A 14941-nucleotide genomic window follows, 5' to 3' on the forward strand; every position below is an offset into this window, starting at 1 on the left:
TGCCCGTTGTGCGGCGTTTGCATGTAATTTTATGCTTTTTCCGCAGTCGAAGCACTTTCCTGCACAGGTCCCAGGGCATTCAGCACCTGTTTCAGAATGTCCAGCGGCTTTTCGCCGGAGGCCACCCGCACCGCCAGATAGGGCTTGGCGCTGCTGTTCACGGTGATACGCCCGGGCAGGGCCGCTACCGCCAGCTTGATGCGCTGGGCGTTCAGCGTATCGGAATAGAGGATCAGCGCATCCCGCTTCTGGCCGATCTCGTAGATGCCGGCCCGGGCGGCGCTCACACGCACCAGCGAGATATCCACCAGACCCACCACGCTGGCGGGCACATCGCCGTACCGGTCGATCAGCTCGTCCAGCACATCCTGGGCGTCCTCCTCGGTCTCGATGGCGGCAATCCGCTTGTAGGCCTCGATGCGGCCCGCCGCCTCGGCGATGTACCGCTCGGGGATGTAGGCGTCCACCGTAATGTCGATCAGGCATTCGCTCTTGTCCGGCTGCAGCTCCTCGCCCTTGGCCATGGCGATGGCGTTGTTCAGGATCTTCACGTACAGGTCATAGCCCACCGCCTCCATGTGGCCGTGCTGGCTCTGGCCCAGCAAACTGCCTGCGCCCCGGATCTGCAGGTCCCGCATGGCGATGCGGAAGCCGGAGCCGAAGCTGGTGAACTCGCGAATGGCGGAAAGCCGCTTGGCGGCCACATCGGTGAGTACCCGGTCCCGCTGGAAGGTGAAGTAGGCGTAGGCCTTGCGGCCGGAGCGGCCCACCCGTCCCCGGATCTGATACAGCTGAGCCAGACCCATCTTGTCGGAATCCTCGATGATGAGGGTGTTGCAGTTTCGCACATCCACGCCGGTCTCGATCAGGGTGGTGCAGACCAGCACATCGATCTCGCCGTCCAGCAGCTGCTGCCACACCTTGGACAGCTGCTCCTCGGTCATCTTGCCGTGGGCGGTGGCAATGCGCGCCCCGGGTACCATCTGGCCCACCATTCCGGCGCAGGCATCAATGCTGTCCACCCGGTTGTGCAGGTAGTAGACCTGACCGCCCCGGGCCAGTTCCTTTTTGATGGCCTCGGCCACGATGGTCCGGTCGTATTCCATCACGTAGGTCTCGATGGGCTGGCGCTCCACCGGCGGCTCCTCGATGGTGCTCATGTCCCGGATACCGCTCATGGCCATGCTCAACGTGCGGGGAATGGGCGTGGCGGACAGGGTGAGCATATCCACCCCGATGAAGGCCTCCTTCAGCTTCTCTTTGTGCTTGACGCCGAAGCGCTGCTCCTCGTCGATGATCACCAGGCCCAGGTCCTTGAATTTCACATCGTCGCTCAGCAGCCGGTGGGTGCCCACCACCACATCCACGGTGCCCTCCTTCAGCCCCCGCAGGGTGTTCTTCTGCTGGGTGGGAGTGCGGAACCGGCTGAGCAGCCCGGCCTTTACCGGAAAGGCCTCCATCCGGGCCAGCAGACCGTTGTAGTGCTGCCAGGCCAGCAGGGTGGTGGGGGCCAGAATGGCACACTGCTTGCCGCCCATGATGCACTTGAAGGCCGCACGCAGGGCCACCTCGGTCTTGCCCACGCCCACGTCGCCGCAGAGCAGCCGGTCCATGGGCCAGGGCTTTTCCATATCCTTTTTGATCTCGGCGGCGGCGGTGAGCTGGTCGCCGGTCTCGTCGTATTCAAAGCGGGTCTCAAAGTCCCGCTGCCAGTCGCTGTCCTCCGGGAAGGCGAAGCCCTTGGCCTGCCGCCGCTTGGCGTACAGCTCGATCAGCTCCTGGGCCATCTCGGCGGCGGCGGTCTTCACCCGGCGGCGGGTCTTGGCCCATTCGGTACCTCCCAGCTTGGCCAGCTTCACCTTGTCGGAATCGCCGGGGGCGGTGTAGCGGCTGAGCAGGTCCAGCTGGGTGACCGGCACATACAGGGTATCACCTTTGTCGTAGCTGATCTTCAGGTAGTCCTTCACCACGCCCTGCACCTCCAGCCGCTGGATGCCGGTGTACATGCCGATGCCGTGGTTCTGGTGCACCACATAGTCGCCGGGCTTGATGTCGGTCAGGCTGGAAAGCGCGTCCTTGTTCTTCTTTTTCGCGGGCTTTTTGCCGGTGTCGGCGCTGCCCGCCTTGCGGCTGGTGAAGAGGGCGTATTTGGCAAAGGGGAACTCCGCACCGCCGGTCAGATGGCCCGGGCGCACCGCGACCACACCCGGGCCGGGTAGCACGTCCTTCGCGGCAGTGGCGGCAAAGCCCTTGGCCGCCAGGTCCCTGGCAAGGGCCGCAGCGGCGCGGGAGGTGCCCGCCAGCAGCTCCACCACATAACCCTGTCTGGTCAGCGGCTCCAGATCCTCGGCCAGCGAAGCCACCTCGCCGCTGAAGGGCGGATGGGCGTGGGCCGGAGCGTTCACGATGTCCTTGAGCTTTATCTCCGGCATGGTGCGGGCGAAGTTTTCGCAGCAGAGGCTGGGCATGCTGTCCACCGCATGCATCAGGTCCGGCAGGTCCTGATACAGCACATCCAGCCCCGGGCAGAGCAGCCCCTCCTCAAACAGGCCCTTCATCTCCTCGGTGCGGCGGAACTGGGTGGCCTTGTGGGCCTCCCGGATGGCGCTGGGCTCCTCCAGCACCAGAATGGCGTTGTCGAAATAGTCCAGCAGGGTGGCGGGCTTGGGGTATCGGATGCCCAGGTACTTGTCCAGCGCCTCGGGCACAAGGCCCGCGTCCAGTTGGGCCAGATCCGCCTCCATGGCCTTTTCCATGGCGCCGGACCGGCGGCCCTTCTGGGCGGCGAGGGCGCTGCGCAAAGCGGCGGCGGTCTCGGCCGCGTCGCCGAACAGCACCTCCCGGGCGGGCGAGATGTACACCTTCTCCAGCGCGTCGTCCCGGCGCTGGCTGAGAATGTCAAAGCTGTTCAGGGTGTCGATCTCATCGCCCCAGAACTCCGCACGGGCGGGAGCCTTGGAATCCGGCGGGAACACGTCCACGATGCCGCCCCGCACGCTAAACTGGCCGGGACCCTCCACCTGGCTGCGCCGGTGGTAGCCCGCCGCCAGCAGCCGGGCGGTCAATTCCTTCACCGGGATGGTCATCCCCGGCTTCAAGGTCAGGGTGTTGGCACAGAATTCCGCTTTCGGCACGGTGTATTGCAGCAGGGCTTCGGCGGGCACGCACACCGCCCGCAGGCGGCCGCCCACCAGATCGCCCAGCACCGCCAGGCGGCGGTACTCGTATTCTCTGCCCGCTCCCTCAATGGGCCGCAGAAGAAAATCCCGGGGCGGGAAGACCGCGGCCGGCATGCCCAGCGCCTCCAGGTCCTGGGCAAACCGGGTGGCCTCCGCCTCGCCGGGAGTCACCACCAGCAGGCTGCGGCCGCCGTCTGCCGCCAACTCGCTCAGAATGCGGGCGTGGGCCACCGGGGGCATGCCGAACAACGCCGCCGCGCCGGGGGTCTGCAGCGCCGTTTGCAGGCGCTTGTATTCCGCTGTTTGTTTGAAGATCTCGAACATGGGGTGTCCTTTCTGTTTTGTGCCGTTTTCGTGGCAGCACCATTTGCCCCGGCCTGTCTGGGGGCCGGGGGTCCTGCGGGCCGCGCGCCCGCTTTTTTTCGATTCTATCTAGATTATAAAAGAAAACCGCCGCCGGGGCCAGTCGTTTTTTGCCCCGGGGCGGTTTTCTTTTTGTATTTTACTTTTTGTATTTTACTTTTTCTCGTTCAGGTAGCGGGGCAGCACGAAGAAATACAACCCGCCGCCCACAAAGAAGATCAACAGCAGGCTCAGAATGCCCCAGGGCGCGGCCGCGGTGTCCACCTGGGCCAGCACCTCTGCACTGGCGGTGGCGCGGGTCAGGCCCATCTTGTTCAGGGCCACACCCGAAGCGATGGCGCTGCTCCAGCCCACCAGGGCCGGGCCCATGATGGCACTGAACTTGCCAAAGATATCGTAGAAGCCGAAGAACTCACCGCTGCGCTTTTTGTCCGGGATCATCTTGCCGAACATGCTGCGGCTCAGCGCCTGGATGCCGCCCTGGCTGGTGGCCACCATGATGGCCATCACCCAGAACTGCCAGACCTCACGCAGGAAGAAGCCGAAGATGGTCACGCCCACATAGATGCAGATGCCCACGCCCACCATGGTGCGGGCACCGAATTTCTCGCTGGCCTTGATGTACAGCAGGCAGAAGGGCAGGCCCAGCACCTGCACCAGCAGCAGCGCCAGCAGCATGCTGGTGGAATCCAGACCCAGGGTATCGCCGTAGCTGGTGGACATATGAATGATGGTATTCACGCCGTCGATGTAGAAGAAGTAGGCGATCAGATACACGAACATGGCCTTGTGATGGAAGATCTCCTTCACGGTACTCCCCAGGCCCCGCAGCGCGTGGCCCACAGCGCCCTTGGTCTTTTCGTTGTAGCTCTTCTGCTCCACGTTTTTCAGCAGAGGGATGCTGAATACCAGCCACCACACGGCGGTCAGGCCGAAGGCAAAGGACAAACAGAACAGCATCTTATCGCTGCCCAGCACCAGGTTCAAAATCAGAAATGCCAGCAGCGGGATGGTGGAGCCGCCGATGTAGCCCATGCCGTAGCCCATGGTGGACACCTTGTCCATCCGGTCCTCGGTGGTCACATCGTTCAAAAAGCTGTCGTAATAAAGGTTCGCGCCCGCGAAACCGATGGTGGACAGGATGTACAGCGCCAGCACCGCCATACCCACCTTTTCCGCCATGCCCGGCTCCATGAAGTCCATCATGGGGGTGACGGCCATCAGCGCGCAGGACACAACGCCCACCAGCATAAAGCCCACAAACAGCTTTTTGCGCATGCCCTTGAAGTCACCGAACACGCCCAGCACCGGAGCCAGCAGCGCCACGATGGCCATGGCCGCACTGGTGGCGTAGCCCCAGGTGCTCATGCCGGAAGCAGAGTCCGCCATATAGCCCACGACCGTATTGTAGAAGATGGGCAGGATGGTGACCACGATCACCGAATGGGCGCTGTTGGCCCAATCGTACATCATCCAGCTTTTTTCTTCCCTGGTATATCCTTTGAGCAGTTTCATTTTTCTCACCTTTCCACCGGGCCAAAATCGGCTCCGGCAACTGTTCAAACTTTTGAAGTAATCCATGTTCAGTGTAGCACGGGGCGGTCCAAAGTACAACCAAAAACCATTTTACAAATACGTTTATTTTTTAACAGATCAATCTCTCGCCGTTTGACATTGGCTGCGGGATATTGTATCGTAAGCTTATACGTTTCCCGGGTGCCCCGGAAAACTGCAAGGAGGAACTGCCATGGCGCGGCGCAAGCTGTTTTGTGAATACGGGCCGGTGTGCTACCAGCTCTCGCTGCGCAAGGAACGGCTTTTGCGCCACACAAAGGATATGGTGAGCCGCCAGCGGTTTGCCTCTGCCCGGCAGGCCGAACCGCTGCCCGCTCTGGTGAAGGGGCACTGCTCGGTGATCCGCCGCAAGCTGGCCGGGGTGGACCCCGCATTGCAGGAGGGCAAGGCCCAAAACCTTATGCTGGCCGCCGCGAAGGTGAACGGGCTGATCATCGCTCCCGGCGAGACCTTTTCCTTCTGGCGCACAGTGGGCAATGCCACCCGCCGCAAGGGCTACCGGGAGGGGCTGACCATCTCCGGCGGCAAGCTGGGCCGGGGCATCGGCGGCGGGCTGTGCCAGCTGGCGAATCTGATCCACTGGCTGGTGCTGAACAGCCCCCTCACCGTCACCGAGCTGCACCACCATTCCGATGCCCTGTTCCCGGATGAGCGGCGCACCGTGCCCTTTGGCACCGGCACCTCGGTATTTTACAACAATGTGGACTACCGCTTTCGCAACGACACCGACCAGCCGGTGCAGCTTCTCATCTGGCTGCGGGAGGACGAGCTCTGCGGCGAGCTGCGAAGCCTGCAGCCCTTCCCCTGCCGCTACCGGCTGGTGGAGGAAAACAGTCACTACGCCCGCCTGGAGGACGGCTACTACCGCCTGAGCCAGGTGTACAAGCTCACCATCGACCGGGCAACCGGCACAGTGCTGCGCCGGGACCTGATCCTGGACAACCGGTCCCGGGTGCTGTTTGACCCGGCGCTGATCCCGCCTGAAGAACTGCGCGAAGAGGACGGTGGCCGCTGGTGCTGCCCTATGCAAAAGGAGAATCCCCTGTGAAGGAACCTGTCAACTGGAACGATCCTGTAACACGCTGCGCCAAAAGCCCCCATCTGCCCGCCTACGAAAGCGGAGGATGGGGGCTTAGCTACGGTCAGCTGCTCACCCGGGCCCGGGTGCTGGCCGCCGCGCTGGAGCAGCTTTGGCCGGGCGAAGGTCCGGTGCTTCTTTATGGTCACAAGCAGCCCGCCCTGCCGGTGGGCATGCTGGCCTGCCTGCTGGCGGGCCGGGCCTATGTGCCCTGTGACGAGAGCTGGCCCGCCGCCCGGGTGGAGGCAGTCTTCCGCCAGGCGAGCGCGTCTGCCCTGCTGTTTGCGGACGAAGCCCCCGCCCCCTGGCCGGAGCAGCTGCCCGCCGCGCCCCTCTGGCCCATGAGCGAGCCGGGCATCGCAGAACCGCTGACCGCGCCCCGGCCCTGCGACCCGGAGCAGATCGCCTACATCCTGTTTTCCTCCGGCAGCACCGGCCAGCCCAAGGGCATCCCGGTGCCCCGCCGGGCTCTGGCGAACTTCGCCCGCTGGCTCACCGCCCGGCCCGGTCTGGCCCTTGCCCCCGGTGAAACGGTGGTGGGGCAGGCGGCCTTTTCCTTCGATCTCTCGCTGGCGGACCTGACCCTCGCCTTCTGCGGGCAGGGGCGGCTGGTGAGCCTGACTCGAGAGGAGCTGGCCGACCCGGCCCTGCTGTTCCAGAGGCTTTCGGCCAGCGGCGCGGCGGTGCTGGTCTGCACCCCCACCTTTCTGGAGCTGTGCCTGTGCGACAAGGACTTTTCTCCCGTGTTGATGCCAAAACTGCGGGCGGTGTTCTGCTGCGGCGAGGTGCTGCCGCGGTCTGGGGCGGAAAAATTCCTGGCCCGCTTCCCCGGCGCATCCCTGCTGAACGCCTACGGTCCCACCGAGGCCGCCTGCGCGGTGTGCGCGGTGAACGCCGCCGACGCTCTGACCACTTTCAGGGAAGGTCCCCTGCCGGTGGGCCTTGTGGAAGACGCCGCGGTGGAGATCGCCGCTCTCAGCCCGGAGGGCACAGTGCTGTCCGAAGGTGAGGCCGGCGAGCTGGCCCTGCGGGGCGAAAGTGTGTTTTCCGGCTACCTGCCCGGCAGCGGCGACGCCCGGTTTTCCGGCGAATGGTACCACACCGGCGACAGCGGCTTTGTGAAGGACGGCCATATCTGGTGCACCGGACGGCTGGACGATCAGCTGAAATACTGCGGCTGGCGCATCGAGCCCGGCGAGGTGGAGGCCGCGCTGCGCACCCTGCCCGGCGTGGAACGGGCGGCGGTGCTGCCCCAGCGCACACCGGACGGCCGGGTGCGCCGCATCTGCGCCTTTTTGCAGGCCGAGGAGAGTGCCCGCCTGCCGGACGAGGAAGCCCGCCGCCTGCTGGCTTTGCGGCTACCGGCTTACATGCTGCCCGGCCGTTTTGTCTGGCTGGACGCGCTGCCGGTGACCGAAAACGGCAAATGCGACCGGGCACGCCTGACCCGGGAATTTCTGCTTTGAGCGCAAAAAAGGAGGCATATCTGATGCAGCTTTCCGACGATGTGATCCTGAACCTGATCGCCAGTGTCTGCGGCACGCCCCGGGCGCTGGAGGACGGCGTGGACCTGATTGAGAGCGGGCTGATGGATTCCCTTGCCCGCATCACCCTGTTCGAGGGGCTGGAGGACCTGGGCGTGGAGCTCTCGCCCACCCAGCTTTCCCCCGACGCGCTGCGCAGCGCCCGGTCCATTCTGGCTGCTGTGCGCGAAGCACTGTAACCCTGTTATTTTTATGGAGTGAACAATCTGATGCATTCTTCAATTTCTCAGACACCCGCCGCCGAAACGCGCGGCTGGCGCACCTTTGTACCCTTCGCGGCCTCCTCGCTGGTTTCCTCCGGGATGGATCTGGGGGCGTTCTGGCTGCTGTGCTGCGCGCTGCGGCCCTACCTGCCCGAGGCGGTCTACATCACCGCCGCAACCATTGCGGCGCGGGTGCTCTCCAGCCTGATGAACTACCTGATCAACTATTTCTTTGTGTTCCAGAGCCGGACCGCCCACCAGCGCAGCGCCACCCTTTACACCATCCTCACTGTGCTCAAGACTCTGGCCAGCGCCTTTCTGGTGGCGCTGCTGGTCTCGCTGCTCCCGGGTCTGCCGGAGCTGGGAGCAAAAATTCCTGTGGACGTGGCACTGTTCGTCATCAACTATCTGATTCAGAACGCCTTCGTCTACTGATCATCAAAAAGGAAGCCCCGCCGGGCATGCGTTTTCGCACAGCCCGGCGGGGCTTTTGTTATTTTTCCGTTTTTCGGGGCTCAGCCGTTCTCAACAGCAGTTGTTTCCTCCGTGACGGTCTCGGCGGATTCCTCAAGAGCGCTCTCCACGGAATCCTCCTCCGGCTGGGGCTCCTGCTGGTCGTTCTGCGCCTTTTGGGCCAGATACGCATCCAGCTCTTCCTTCTCCCACCAGCTGTACTGGTCATCCTCCCAGTAGCGCACCATGTGGGTCACCTGACCGGCCAGCTCCTGGGCGCTGGCATTCATCTGGAACGGACCGCCGATCTGCAGCTCCCACTGATCGTCGCCGTGTTCCGTGTGGAAATCCACCTGGTCCACACCCAGCTCCTGCAGGGCGGGCAGCGTCTGTGCACAAACCTCGGCAAAGGTATTCTCGTCCGCGTAGGTCCCGGCCAGAGTCAGGTTCAGCCGCACCAGATCCTCGCTCTTCAGATCCGCCAGCGTCATATCCTTGTCGAACTCCATCCGGTTCAGATCCACATAGCTGTAACCGTCCAGCACAATACCGGTGGGCAGCTTCTCATATACCTGCTGCTCCAGCTCCTGCTCCAGCCGCTGCTGGGTGTATTCCCGGTCCGGCCCGTAATAGCGCAGCAGAACGGGCACCGTGGCCGCACTCATGCTGGCGCAGATGAGCACAAAGCAAACAAACATGCTCAGCAGATCGTATTTCAGCTGGGCGTCACCCTTGCGGGCATTGGCCCACAGCACCTCCACGCCCAGCGCCACCAGCACCAGCGGGGCCAGCTTTGCCGCCGTGAGCAGCGGGAAGTTTTGCAGCATCAGGCTGGCAGCAATGCAGCCGCCGGTGAGGATCAGCGCGACGCCCAGGGTGAAAAATCCTACCCGGCGCACCTTGGGCTGAGCGGGGCGGGGCATTTTGTCCCGCCGGGGCTGCCGGGTGTATTCCGGCGCCGCAGCCTGCTCTGTTGCCTGTGTGTTTTCTTCCATGGGAGTCATGGGTTCAAAATCTATATGGTTCATTGCCTGTTCCTCCCTTACTCGCCCTTGTATTCGGTGAAGTCCTCATCCAGCCCCTGGGGCAGCTCGCCGCCCTTCTGGATGCCGAAGCCCCGGATCAGGCGAACACCCGCATACACAAACACCACCGATACCGCCAGCGTGGGCAGGTTGTTGATGAGAGAGCGCACCGCATTCACCACCGGGTTGTCGTAGCCGAAGATGTCGGCTAGGTCCCACACCCAGGGATAGATAAAGTTGGAGTACAGGCCCCACACGCCCAGCAGCACCAGGCCCCAGCCCACCAGATTGTGGCGCTGCATGGCCAGCCGGGCCAAACCCTTCAGCTCATCCAGATTGAACTGGTAATCGTCCGGCGGACAGATGCCCATCTTCAGCTGGCTGCGCAGGTTCAGCGAATCGAAAAAGCTGTACATATACACCACGGCGGCAAACACCGCGATGGGTCCGAACAATCCCGCTCCCAAAGCGATGAGCAGTACAAAGGCCGTCACCTGAGAAAGGCCGCGCTTCATGTATCCCTGATACATCTGCCCCGCGCCCGGGATAAAGGAAAAGCAAAAGGTCAAAAATCCATTTTTGATCATATTGTCACACGCTCCCATTCAGTCGTTTTAATCAGTTTTCATTCCGGTCAAGGAACTGGCTCAGCCATTGGCCCAGGCCACCATCGGTTTCCTGCTCCGGTTCCTCATCCGGCTCATCGTCCGGCTCATCCAGCTGATGGATATTGTCGGGCCGGTGCTCCGGGCCAAGGCCGTTGTCCGGCCGGTTGGGCTTGCCCTCAATGCGCTCCAGCAGCTGACCCAGCGGGCCGGGCTGCTGCTCCTGTGCGGTCTGCTCCAGGGCGGGCGGCTGAACGGCCAGTGCCTCCATCGCGCCGCCAAACACCCCGCTGTACCACAGGCCCGCGGTGATGACCACCGCAGCAGCCGCGGCCGCGTACCGGTTCCAGGCGATCTTCACTGCCCGGCGGCGCAGCCTGCGCATCACCGGCAGGGTCACATCCTGCTCCGGCTCCTCCAGCACATCCCCGGTGAGCAGTGCAGTATATCGCGCCAGGCACTCGTCGCAGAAGCTCAGGTGCTCCGCGGCTTCCAGCCGCTGCATCTCATCCAGCATTCCGTCGATGAGGGCCTGCAGTCCCTCGTCGCTCAGATGGCCGGTTTGTAAAAACAGTTCCGTCATTGCGCCTGTCTCCTTTCTGTGATCTGCTGCTGCAGCAGGCGTTTGGCCCGATACAGCTGGGTGTGCACCGTTTTGGGCGGGCGGCGCAGGGCGCGGGCGATTTCATCCACGCTGCGCTCCTGCAGAAAATACATCACCGACACCTGATAATAGGGTTCCCGCAGGTCCTTCACCATCTGGCGAATGGCTGCGGCCTCGGTCTCGCTTACGGTCAGGTCCTCCGGCCCGGGAGGTGCGGCGCCCACCGCTGCCGTTTCCGGCATGGCCTCGTCTCCGGGGGCGGTCACCCGCCGGTTCCAGGCACTCTTCAAATGGTCACGGGCTTTGTTGGCCGCGATGCGGGCCAGCCAGGGCTTGTAGTGCTCGGGAGGGCAGTCGTCCATGTGGGAAAAGGCCGCCACGAAGGTATCCTGGGTCAGGTCTTCGGCCAGCTGGTGATCCCGTACCAGCTGGTAGCACACGGTATAGACCAGCTTCTGATACTGCTCCACCAGTGCGCTGAACTGTGCATTGGTCACTCGGCTGAACGCCCCCTTCCCTTGCTTGTTTTCCCCTTCGCCGAATAAAACGAACCTGAAAGGAGGTTTTCTTCACAAATCCAAAGAATTTTTTAACGCTCACAAAAAAACGAGCAGGCGGCATGCCGCTTGCTCGTTTTCTGTGGCAGAAATCAGGCCTCTTCCTTGCTGCCCATGAGCCAGGTGCCCCAGGCGCCCAGCACAGCCAGCACCAGGCCAACCACCAGCTCCACCACCGAGAAGCCGCTCAGAGCGTCGGCGGAATAGAGGATGGCAAAGGGAGAGGAGACGATCAGGCCGATGATGGCCGCGAAGGTCTGGCTGGGGAAACGCTGGAACAGGTACTCAATGATCTTGGCGATCAGGAAGATGCCCAGCACCACGCCCACGCCGAAGGGAGCCAGCAGCAGGCAGTTGTTGATCACGCCGCCGATGTCCATATCCTTGAGCATGGTCACGGTTCCGGTGACCAGCGCCAGAATGGTGCTGTAGTAGCCCAGCACCATCAGCACCATGCTGCCGGACACACCGGGAATGACCATGGTGGCGCTGGCGATCAGGCCCAGCAGGAACAGCACCACAGCGGTGCCCGGATTCAGGGTCAGGGTTTTCACCGCGCCCTCGGAGCCCTGCAGCAGAGGCAGGCCCACGCCGATGGCCAGCAGCACCAGGAAGCTGATGACCTCGCCCGCGCCGATGCGGCGGCTGGGCTTTTTGGCCACGTTGCTGCGCAGGTTCATCCACAGGATGGGCAGACCGCCCAGGATCAGACCCACAAAGGTCAGGCAGGTGGCCAGCACATGGGCCTCCAGCAGGTACTCCAGCAAGAAGCCGAAGCCCACGATGCCGATGCCCATGCCGATGCCCAGGGGAATCAGCAGCTTCATGCTCTCCTTAAAATGCTTGAACAGGCCGGTGACCGCGCTGATCAGCTTGTCGTAGATGCCCATGGACACCGCCATGGTGCCGCCGGACACGCCGGGAATGATGTTTGCGATACCGATCACGATACCGCGCAGGATATCCAGTAAAGCTTTCATAATAAACCGCGTTTCCTTTCTTATGGATCAGGGTTTTCTCTCGTTCTCGGTCAGGCCTTTGCTTTTGGCCTGACCTTTTAACTATATCCTATCCTACCTCTGTATGCAAGAGAAACGGCGTGATTTATCTCTCTCAGGCAGAATTGTACAAACGCCCCACCCGGTAAATTCCCGGGTGGGGCGCTGTTTTTCTTTTCAGCCGATTTACAAATCGATGATCAGACCCACCGGGCAGTGGTCGCTGCCCTCGATGTCCGCATAGATCACGCTGTCCTTCACCTTATCCATCAGCCGGTCGGACACAATGAAATAATCGATGCGCCACCCCGCGTTGTTCTTGCGGGCGTTGAAGCGGTAGCTCCACCAGCTGTAGGCGCCGGTCTTGTCCGGATACAGGGCACGGAAGCTGTCCGCAAAGCCGCTGGCAAGCAGCCGGGTCATCTTCTCCCGCTCCTGGTCCGAGAAGCCCGCGTTGCCCCGGTTGGTCTTGGGGTTCTTCAGGTCAATCTCGTTGTGGGCCACGTTCAGATCACCGCAGTAGATCACCGGCTTTTCCTTGTCCAGCTCCATCAGGTAGGCGCGCAGGTCATCCTCCCACTGCATTCGGTAGTCGATGCGGGCCAGCCCCTCCTGGGCGTTTGGGGTGTAAACGTTCACCAGGTAGAACTCCGGGTATTCCAGCGTGATGGCCCGGCCCTCGTGGCTGTGCTCCTCCGGTCCGATGCCGTAGCGCACGCTCAGCGGCGGCTGCTTGCAGTAGCAGGCCGTGCCGGAATAGCCCTTCTTCTCGGCGCTGTAAAAATATTCGGTGTAGCCCTCCGGCTCAAATTCCGCCTGACCGGGCTGGCACTTGGTCTCCTGCAAGCAGAAGATATCCGCGTCCAGGGCAGCAAAGCTTTCGGCAAAGCCCTTTTTCAGCACCGCCCGCAGGCCGTTCACGTTCCAGCTGATGAATTTCATCGCAAGTCCTCCAGAATCAGTAACTTTTCCTGATTATATCGAATTTTGCTGCTGCTTGCAAGGGGCAGCGCGCTCACCCAAGCAGATTGAGCACACACACAACCAAAAAGGTGATGAACCACAGAATCATACCCGGGTTGAGCAGCACCGCCCGTACCGGATGCGCCGGCAGGCCGGTGGCAGGGCGCACGAACAAGCGGCGGTGGAAGTCCCAGAGCTGTACCAGGCCCCAGCCCGCCATCACCAGAATGCAGGCGCCCAGCAGCGTATTGGCCACCGCGCTCTCACCTGCGCTGGTAAGCACACAGCTGCTGAAGAAGTTGATAAACAGATGAATCAGCATGCCGTAGACCACACTGCCGGTACGGCAAACCAGATATCCCAGCCAGCAGCCCAGCACGAAGGCGTAGAAGAACTGATCCAGATTGCCATGGAAGCTGCCGAAGAAGAAAGCAGAGATCAGGATATAGGGCAACTGGCCGAATCGGATCAGCTTGCGGTACAGATAGCCCCGGAACACCAGCTCTTCGGCCACCGCGGGCACCAGGCTGATCAGGATCAGCGACGCCCAGGGCGAAACCTGATCCATCATTCCGTTCACGCTGTCGCCCTCCGGCAGGCCTGCCAGGGTGCGAATCGCCGTGAGCAGCAGCAGCGACGCCAGGTTGACGACCATGCAGCTGCCATAGCCCACCGCCGCCGCCCGGGCGAAGGTGATCGGGCGCAGCGCCCGCACCGGCCGCAGCGGAAAGGGCGCTGTGCTGGGCAGGAAATGCCCGATGGCCAGCAGCACCGGCAGCCCCAGGCCGTAAATTCCCACATCGTTCAGGAGCAACAGCAGATCGGTGGTCACCTTGTCCGTCGTCCACACCGCCGCCATGGTCATCAGGCTGGCCCCGAGCATACTGATCACCAGCATGCAGGTAAAGCCCAGGCCCAACAGGCCCACTGCTACGGCAAAATCATTTCGTTTTTTCTGCGGCATTATTACCGCCTCCTTTGCCTGGGGGCCTTTTTCCCTGTGCCCCACTTGGAATAACATCCCCAGTGTACCACACCCGGCCCTTAAACGCCAGAGCGGGATGCGCCAAACTTCGGCACATCCCGCTCTTTTCACAAAATCATCGAATTTACAGCTCCCGTACCGTCCAGTGCAGCAGCCGCCGCACCGCCCAGACCGTCCAGCCCAGCAGCACCACCGTCAGTACTGCCATCAGCGTCCACAGAGCAGCGGGGCTTTTCTCATACAGCTCGATCAGATACTTGGGCGAAAAGCAGATCAGCATCCACAGCACCCACACGACCCAATATCCTTTGGGGCCCAGCGTATTCACTGTGGCCGCCACGCAGATGCTCAGCAGCACCGGGGCCAGCAAAATCAACAGCCACTCCACCGTGGGCAGCAGGGCCAGGCCGTCCATGTCCAGCACAATGCCCCGGGGCGCATAGGCCAGCCGGTAGATCAGATGACTCAGCCCATTCAAGCCGAAGAGCAGCACAGCGCTTGCCAGTGCGCCGCCCAGATGCCAGGCCACACAGCGCAGCACCTGCTGCCGCCGGGTCCCGCCCAGGGCAATGCCCAGCGTGAGCACCCGGTTCACCCGCTGAAGCCCGGTGAACACACTCACAAAGGCCAGCAGGATCAGGCAGATCATGGCGGAGAGGATCACCGTGGTCTTTTCCCCGGTGATGGCCAGCGCCACCGCCGTGACGCCCTCGATCAGCAGCCAGAACACGGCCACCGCGCCCAGCTGCCAGTCCAGCCCGCTGCCGTACAGCAGCCACTGGCGGCGCAGCGTCTCTTTCTTCATTTCC

Annotated in this window: 14 protein-coding genes; 4 read left to right on the plus strand and 10 right to left on the minus strand. The window is 62.6% G+C overall.

The window, feature by feature from the left end:
- Window positions 1–29: 29 nt before the first annotated feature.
- On the minus strand, window positions 30–3503 hold the full coding sequence (mfd, locus tag B5F28_RS09200; RefSeq protein WP_087295492.1) for a transcription-repair coupling factor: 3474 nt from the start codon (window positions 3501–3503) through the stop codon (window positions 30–32).
- 192 nt (window positions 3504–3695) lie between these two features.
- Window positions 3696–5057, minus strand: coding sequence for an MFS transporter (locus B5F28_RS09205; RefSeq protein ID WP_087295494.1), 1362 nt, complete (start codon window positions 5055–5057; stop codon window positions 3696–3698).
- Between the two features lie 232 nt (window positions 5058–5289).
- Between B5F28_RS09205 and B5F28_RS09210 the strand changes: the two genes are divergently transcribed.
- The 4 genes from B5F28_RS09210 to B5F28_RS09225 are packed head-to-tail and all read left to right on the plus strand — an operon-like array spanning window position 5290 to window position 8377.
- Entirely contained in the window at window positions 5290–6165 is an 876-nt protein-coding gene (locus B5F28_RS09210; RefSeq protein ID WP_087295496.1) for a VanW family protein, read from the plus strand.
- Window positions 6162–7661, plus strand: coding sequence for an AMP-binding protein (locus B5F28_RS09215; protein WP_143424725.1), 1500 nt, complete (start codon window positions 6162–6164; stop codon window positions 7659–7661). Before B5F28_RS09210 ends, B5F28_RS09215 begins: the two co-directional genes overlap by 4 nt.
- Before the next feature lie 23 nt (window positions 7662–7684).
- Complete coding sequence (locus tag B5F28_RS09220; protein ID WP_143424726.1) at window positions 7685–7918, plus strand: phosphopantetheine-binding protein; 234 nt, start codon at window positions 7685–7687, stop codon at window positions 7916–7918.
- 30 nt (window positions 7919–7948) lie between these two features.
- Window positions 7949–8377 carry a GtrA family protein gene (locus B5F28_RS09225; protein ID WP_087295502.1) on the plus strand — a complete coding sequence of 143 codons (429 nt, stop codon included), beginning with the start codon at window positions 7949–7951 and terminating at the stop codon, window positions 8375–8377.
- Between the two features lie 80 nt (window positions 8378–8457).
- On the opposite strand, the gene B5F28_RS09230 is transcribed toward B5F28_RS09225, so the two are convergent.
- The 8 genes from B5F28_RS09230 to B5F28_RS09265 form a co-directional block, all read right to left on the minus strand.
- Window positions 8458–9423 carry a hypothetical protein gene (locus B5F28_RS09230; protein ID WP_087295504.1) on the minus strand — a complete coding sequence of 322 codons (966 nt, stop codon included), beginning with the start codon at window positions 9421–9423 and terminating at the stop codon, window positions 8458–8460.
- Between the two features lie 14 nt (window positions 9424–9437).
- Window positions 9438–9950, minus strand: coding sequence for a hypothetical protein (locus tag B5F28_RS09235; protein WP_158097562.1), 513 nt, complete (start codon window positions 9948–9950; stop codon window positions 9438–9440).
- Window positions 9951–10038: 88 nt separating this feature from the next.
- Window positions 10039–10608 (minus strand): anti-sigma factor family protein, encoded by a 570-nt coding sequence (locus tag B5F28_RS09240; RefSeq protein ID WP_087295508.1) that lies wholly within the window; start codon window positions 10606–10608, stop codon window positions 10039–10041.
- Window positions 10605–11126 (minus strand): RNA polymerase sigma factor, encoded by a 522-nt coding sequence (locus tag B5F28_RS09245; protein ID WP_206423070.1) that lies wholly within the window; start codon window positions 11124–11126, stop codon window positions 10605–10607. The genes B5F28_RS09240 and B5F28_RS09245 overlap by 4 nt, the downstream gene beginning before the upstream one ends.
- A gap of 152 nt (window positions 11127–11278) precedes the next feature.
- Window positions 11279–12166: a DUF368 domain-containing protein gene (locus B5F28_RS09250; RefSeq protein WP_087295510.1), complete on the minus strand. Its 888-nt coding sequence runs from the start codon at window positions 12164–12166 to the stop codon at window positions 11279–11281.
- A 204-nt stretch (window positions 12167–12370) separates the two neighbouring features.
- Window positions 12371–13126 carry an exodeoxyribonuclease III gene (locus tag B5F28_RS09255; protein ID WP_087184908.1) on the minus strand — a complete coding sequence of 252 codons (756 nt, stop codon included), beginning with the start codon at window positions 13124–13126 and terminating at the stop codon, window positions 12371–12373.
- Between the two features lie 73 nt (window positions 13127–13199).
- Window positions 13200–14111 carry a CPBP family intramembrane glutamic endopeptidase gene (locus B5F28_RS09260; protein WP_158097563.1) on the minus strand — a complete coding sequence of 304 codons (912 nt, stop codon included), beginning with the start codon at window positions 14109–14111 and terminating at the stop codon, window positions 13200–13202.
- Between the two features lie 145 nt (window positions 14112–14256).
- Window positions 14257–14937, minus strand: coding sequence for a hypothetical protein (locus B5F28_RS09265; protein WP_087295514.1), 681 nt, complete (start codon window positions 14935–14937; stop codon window positions 14257–14259).
- Window positions 14938–14941 lie beyond the last annotated feature (4 nt).

It is taken from the genome of Gemmiger sp. An194 (genome assembly GCF_002160145.1).
Taxonomy (GTDB): domain Bacteria; phylum Bacillota; class Clostridia; order Oscillospirales; family Ruminococcaceae; genus Allofournierella.

Bases quoted from the DNA above. Each gene is read 5' to 3' on its own strand.
- B5F28_RS09220 (WP_143424726.1), top strand. From the start codon at position 7,685: ATGCAGCTTTCCGACGATGTGATCCTGAACCTGATCGCCAGTGTCTGC.
- B5F28_RS09230 (WP_087295504.1), bottom strand. From the start codon at position 9,423: ATGAACCATATAGATTTTGAACCCATGACTCCCATGGAAGAAAACACA.
- B5F28_RS09225 (WP_087295502.1), top strand. From the start codon at position 7,949: ATGCATTCTTCAATTTCTCAGACACCCGCCGCCGAAACGCGCGGCTGG.
- B5F28_RS09265 (WP_087295514.1), bottom strand. From the start codon at position 14,937: ATGAAGAAAGAGACGCTGCGCCGCCAGTGGCTGCTGTACGGCAGCGGG.
- B5F28_RS09260 (WP_158097563.1), bottom strand. From the start codon at position 14,111: ATGCCGCAGAAAAAACGAAATGATTTTGCCGTAGCAGTGGGCCTGTTG.
- B5F28_RS09250 (WP_087295510.1), bottom strand. From the start codon at position 12,166: ATGAAAGCTTTACTGGATATCCTGCGCGGTATCGTGATCGGTATCGCA.
- B5F28_RS09205 (WP_087295494.1), bottom strand. From the start codon at position 5,057: ATGAAACTGCTCAAAGGATATACCAGGGAAGAAAAAAGCTGGATGATG.
- B5F28_RS09255 (WP_087184908.1), bottom strand. From the start codon at position 13,126: ATGAAATTCATCAGCTGGAACGTGAACGGCCTGCGGGCGGTGCTGAAA.
- B5F28_RS09210 (WP_087295496.1), top strand. From the start codon at position 5,290: ATGGCGCGGCGCAAGCTGTTTTGTGAATACGGGCCGGTGTGCTACCAG.
- mfd (WP_087295492.1), bottom strand. From the start codon at position 3,503: ATGTTCGAGATCTTCAAACAAACAGCGGAATACAAGCGCCTGCAAACG.
- B5F28_RS09235 (WP_158097562.1), bottom strand. From the start codon at position 9,950: ATGTATCAGGGATACATGAAGCGCGGCCTTTCTCAGGTGACGGCCTTT.
- B5F28_RS09240 (WP_087295508.1), bottom strand. From the start codon at position 10,608: ATGACGGAACTGTTTTTACAAACCGGCCATCTGAGCGACGAGGGACTG.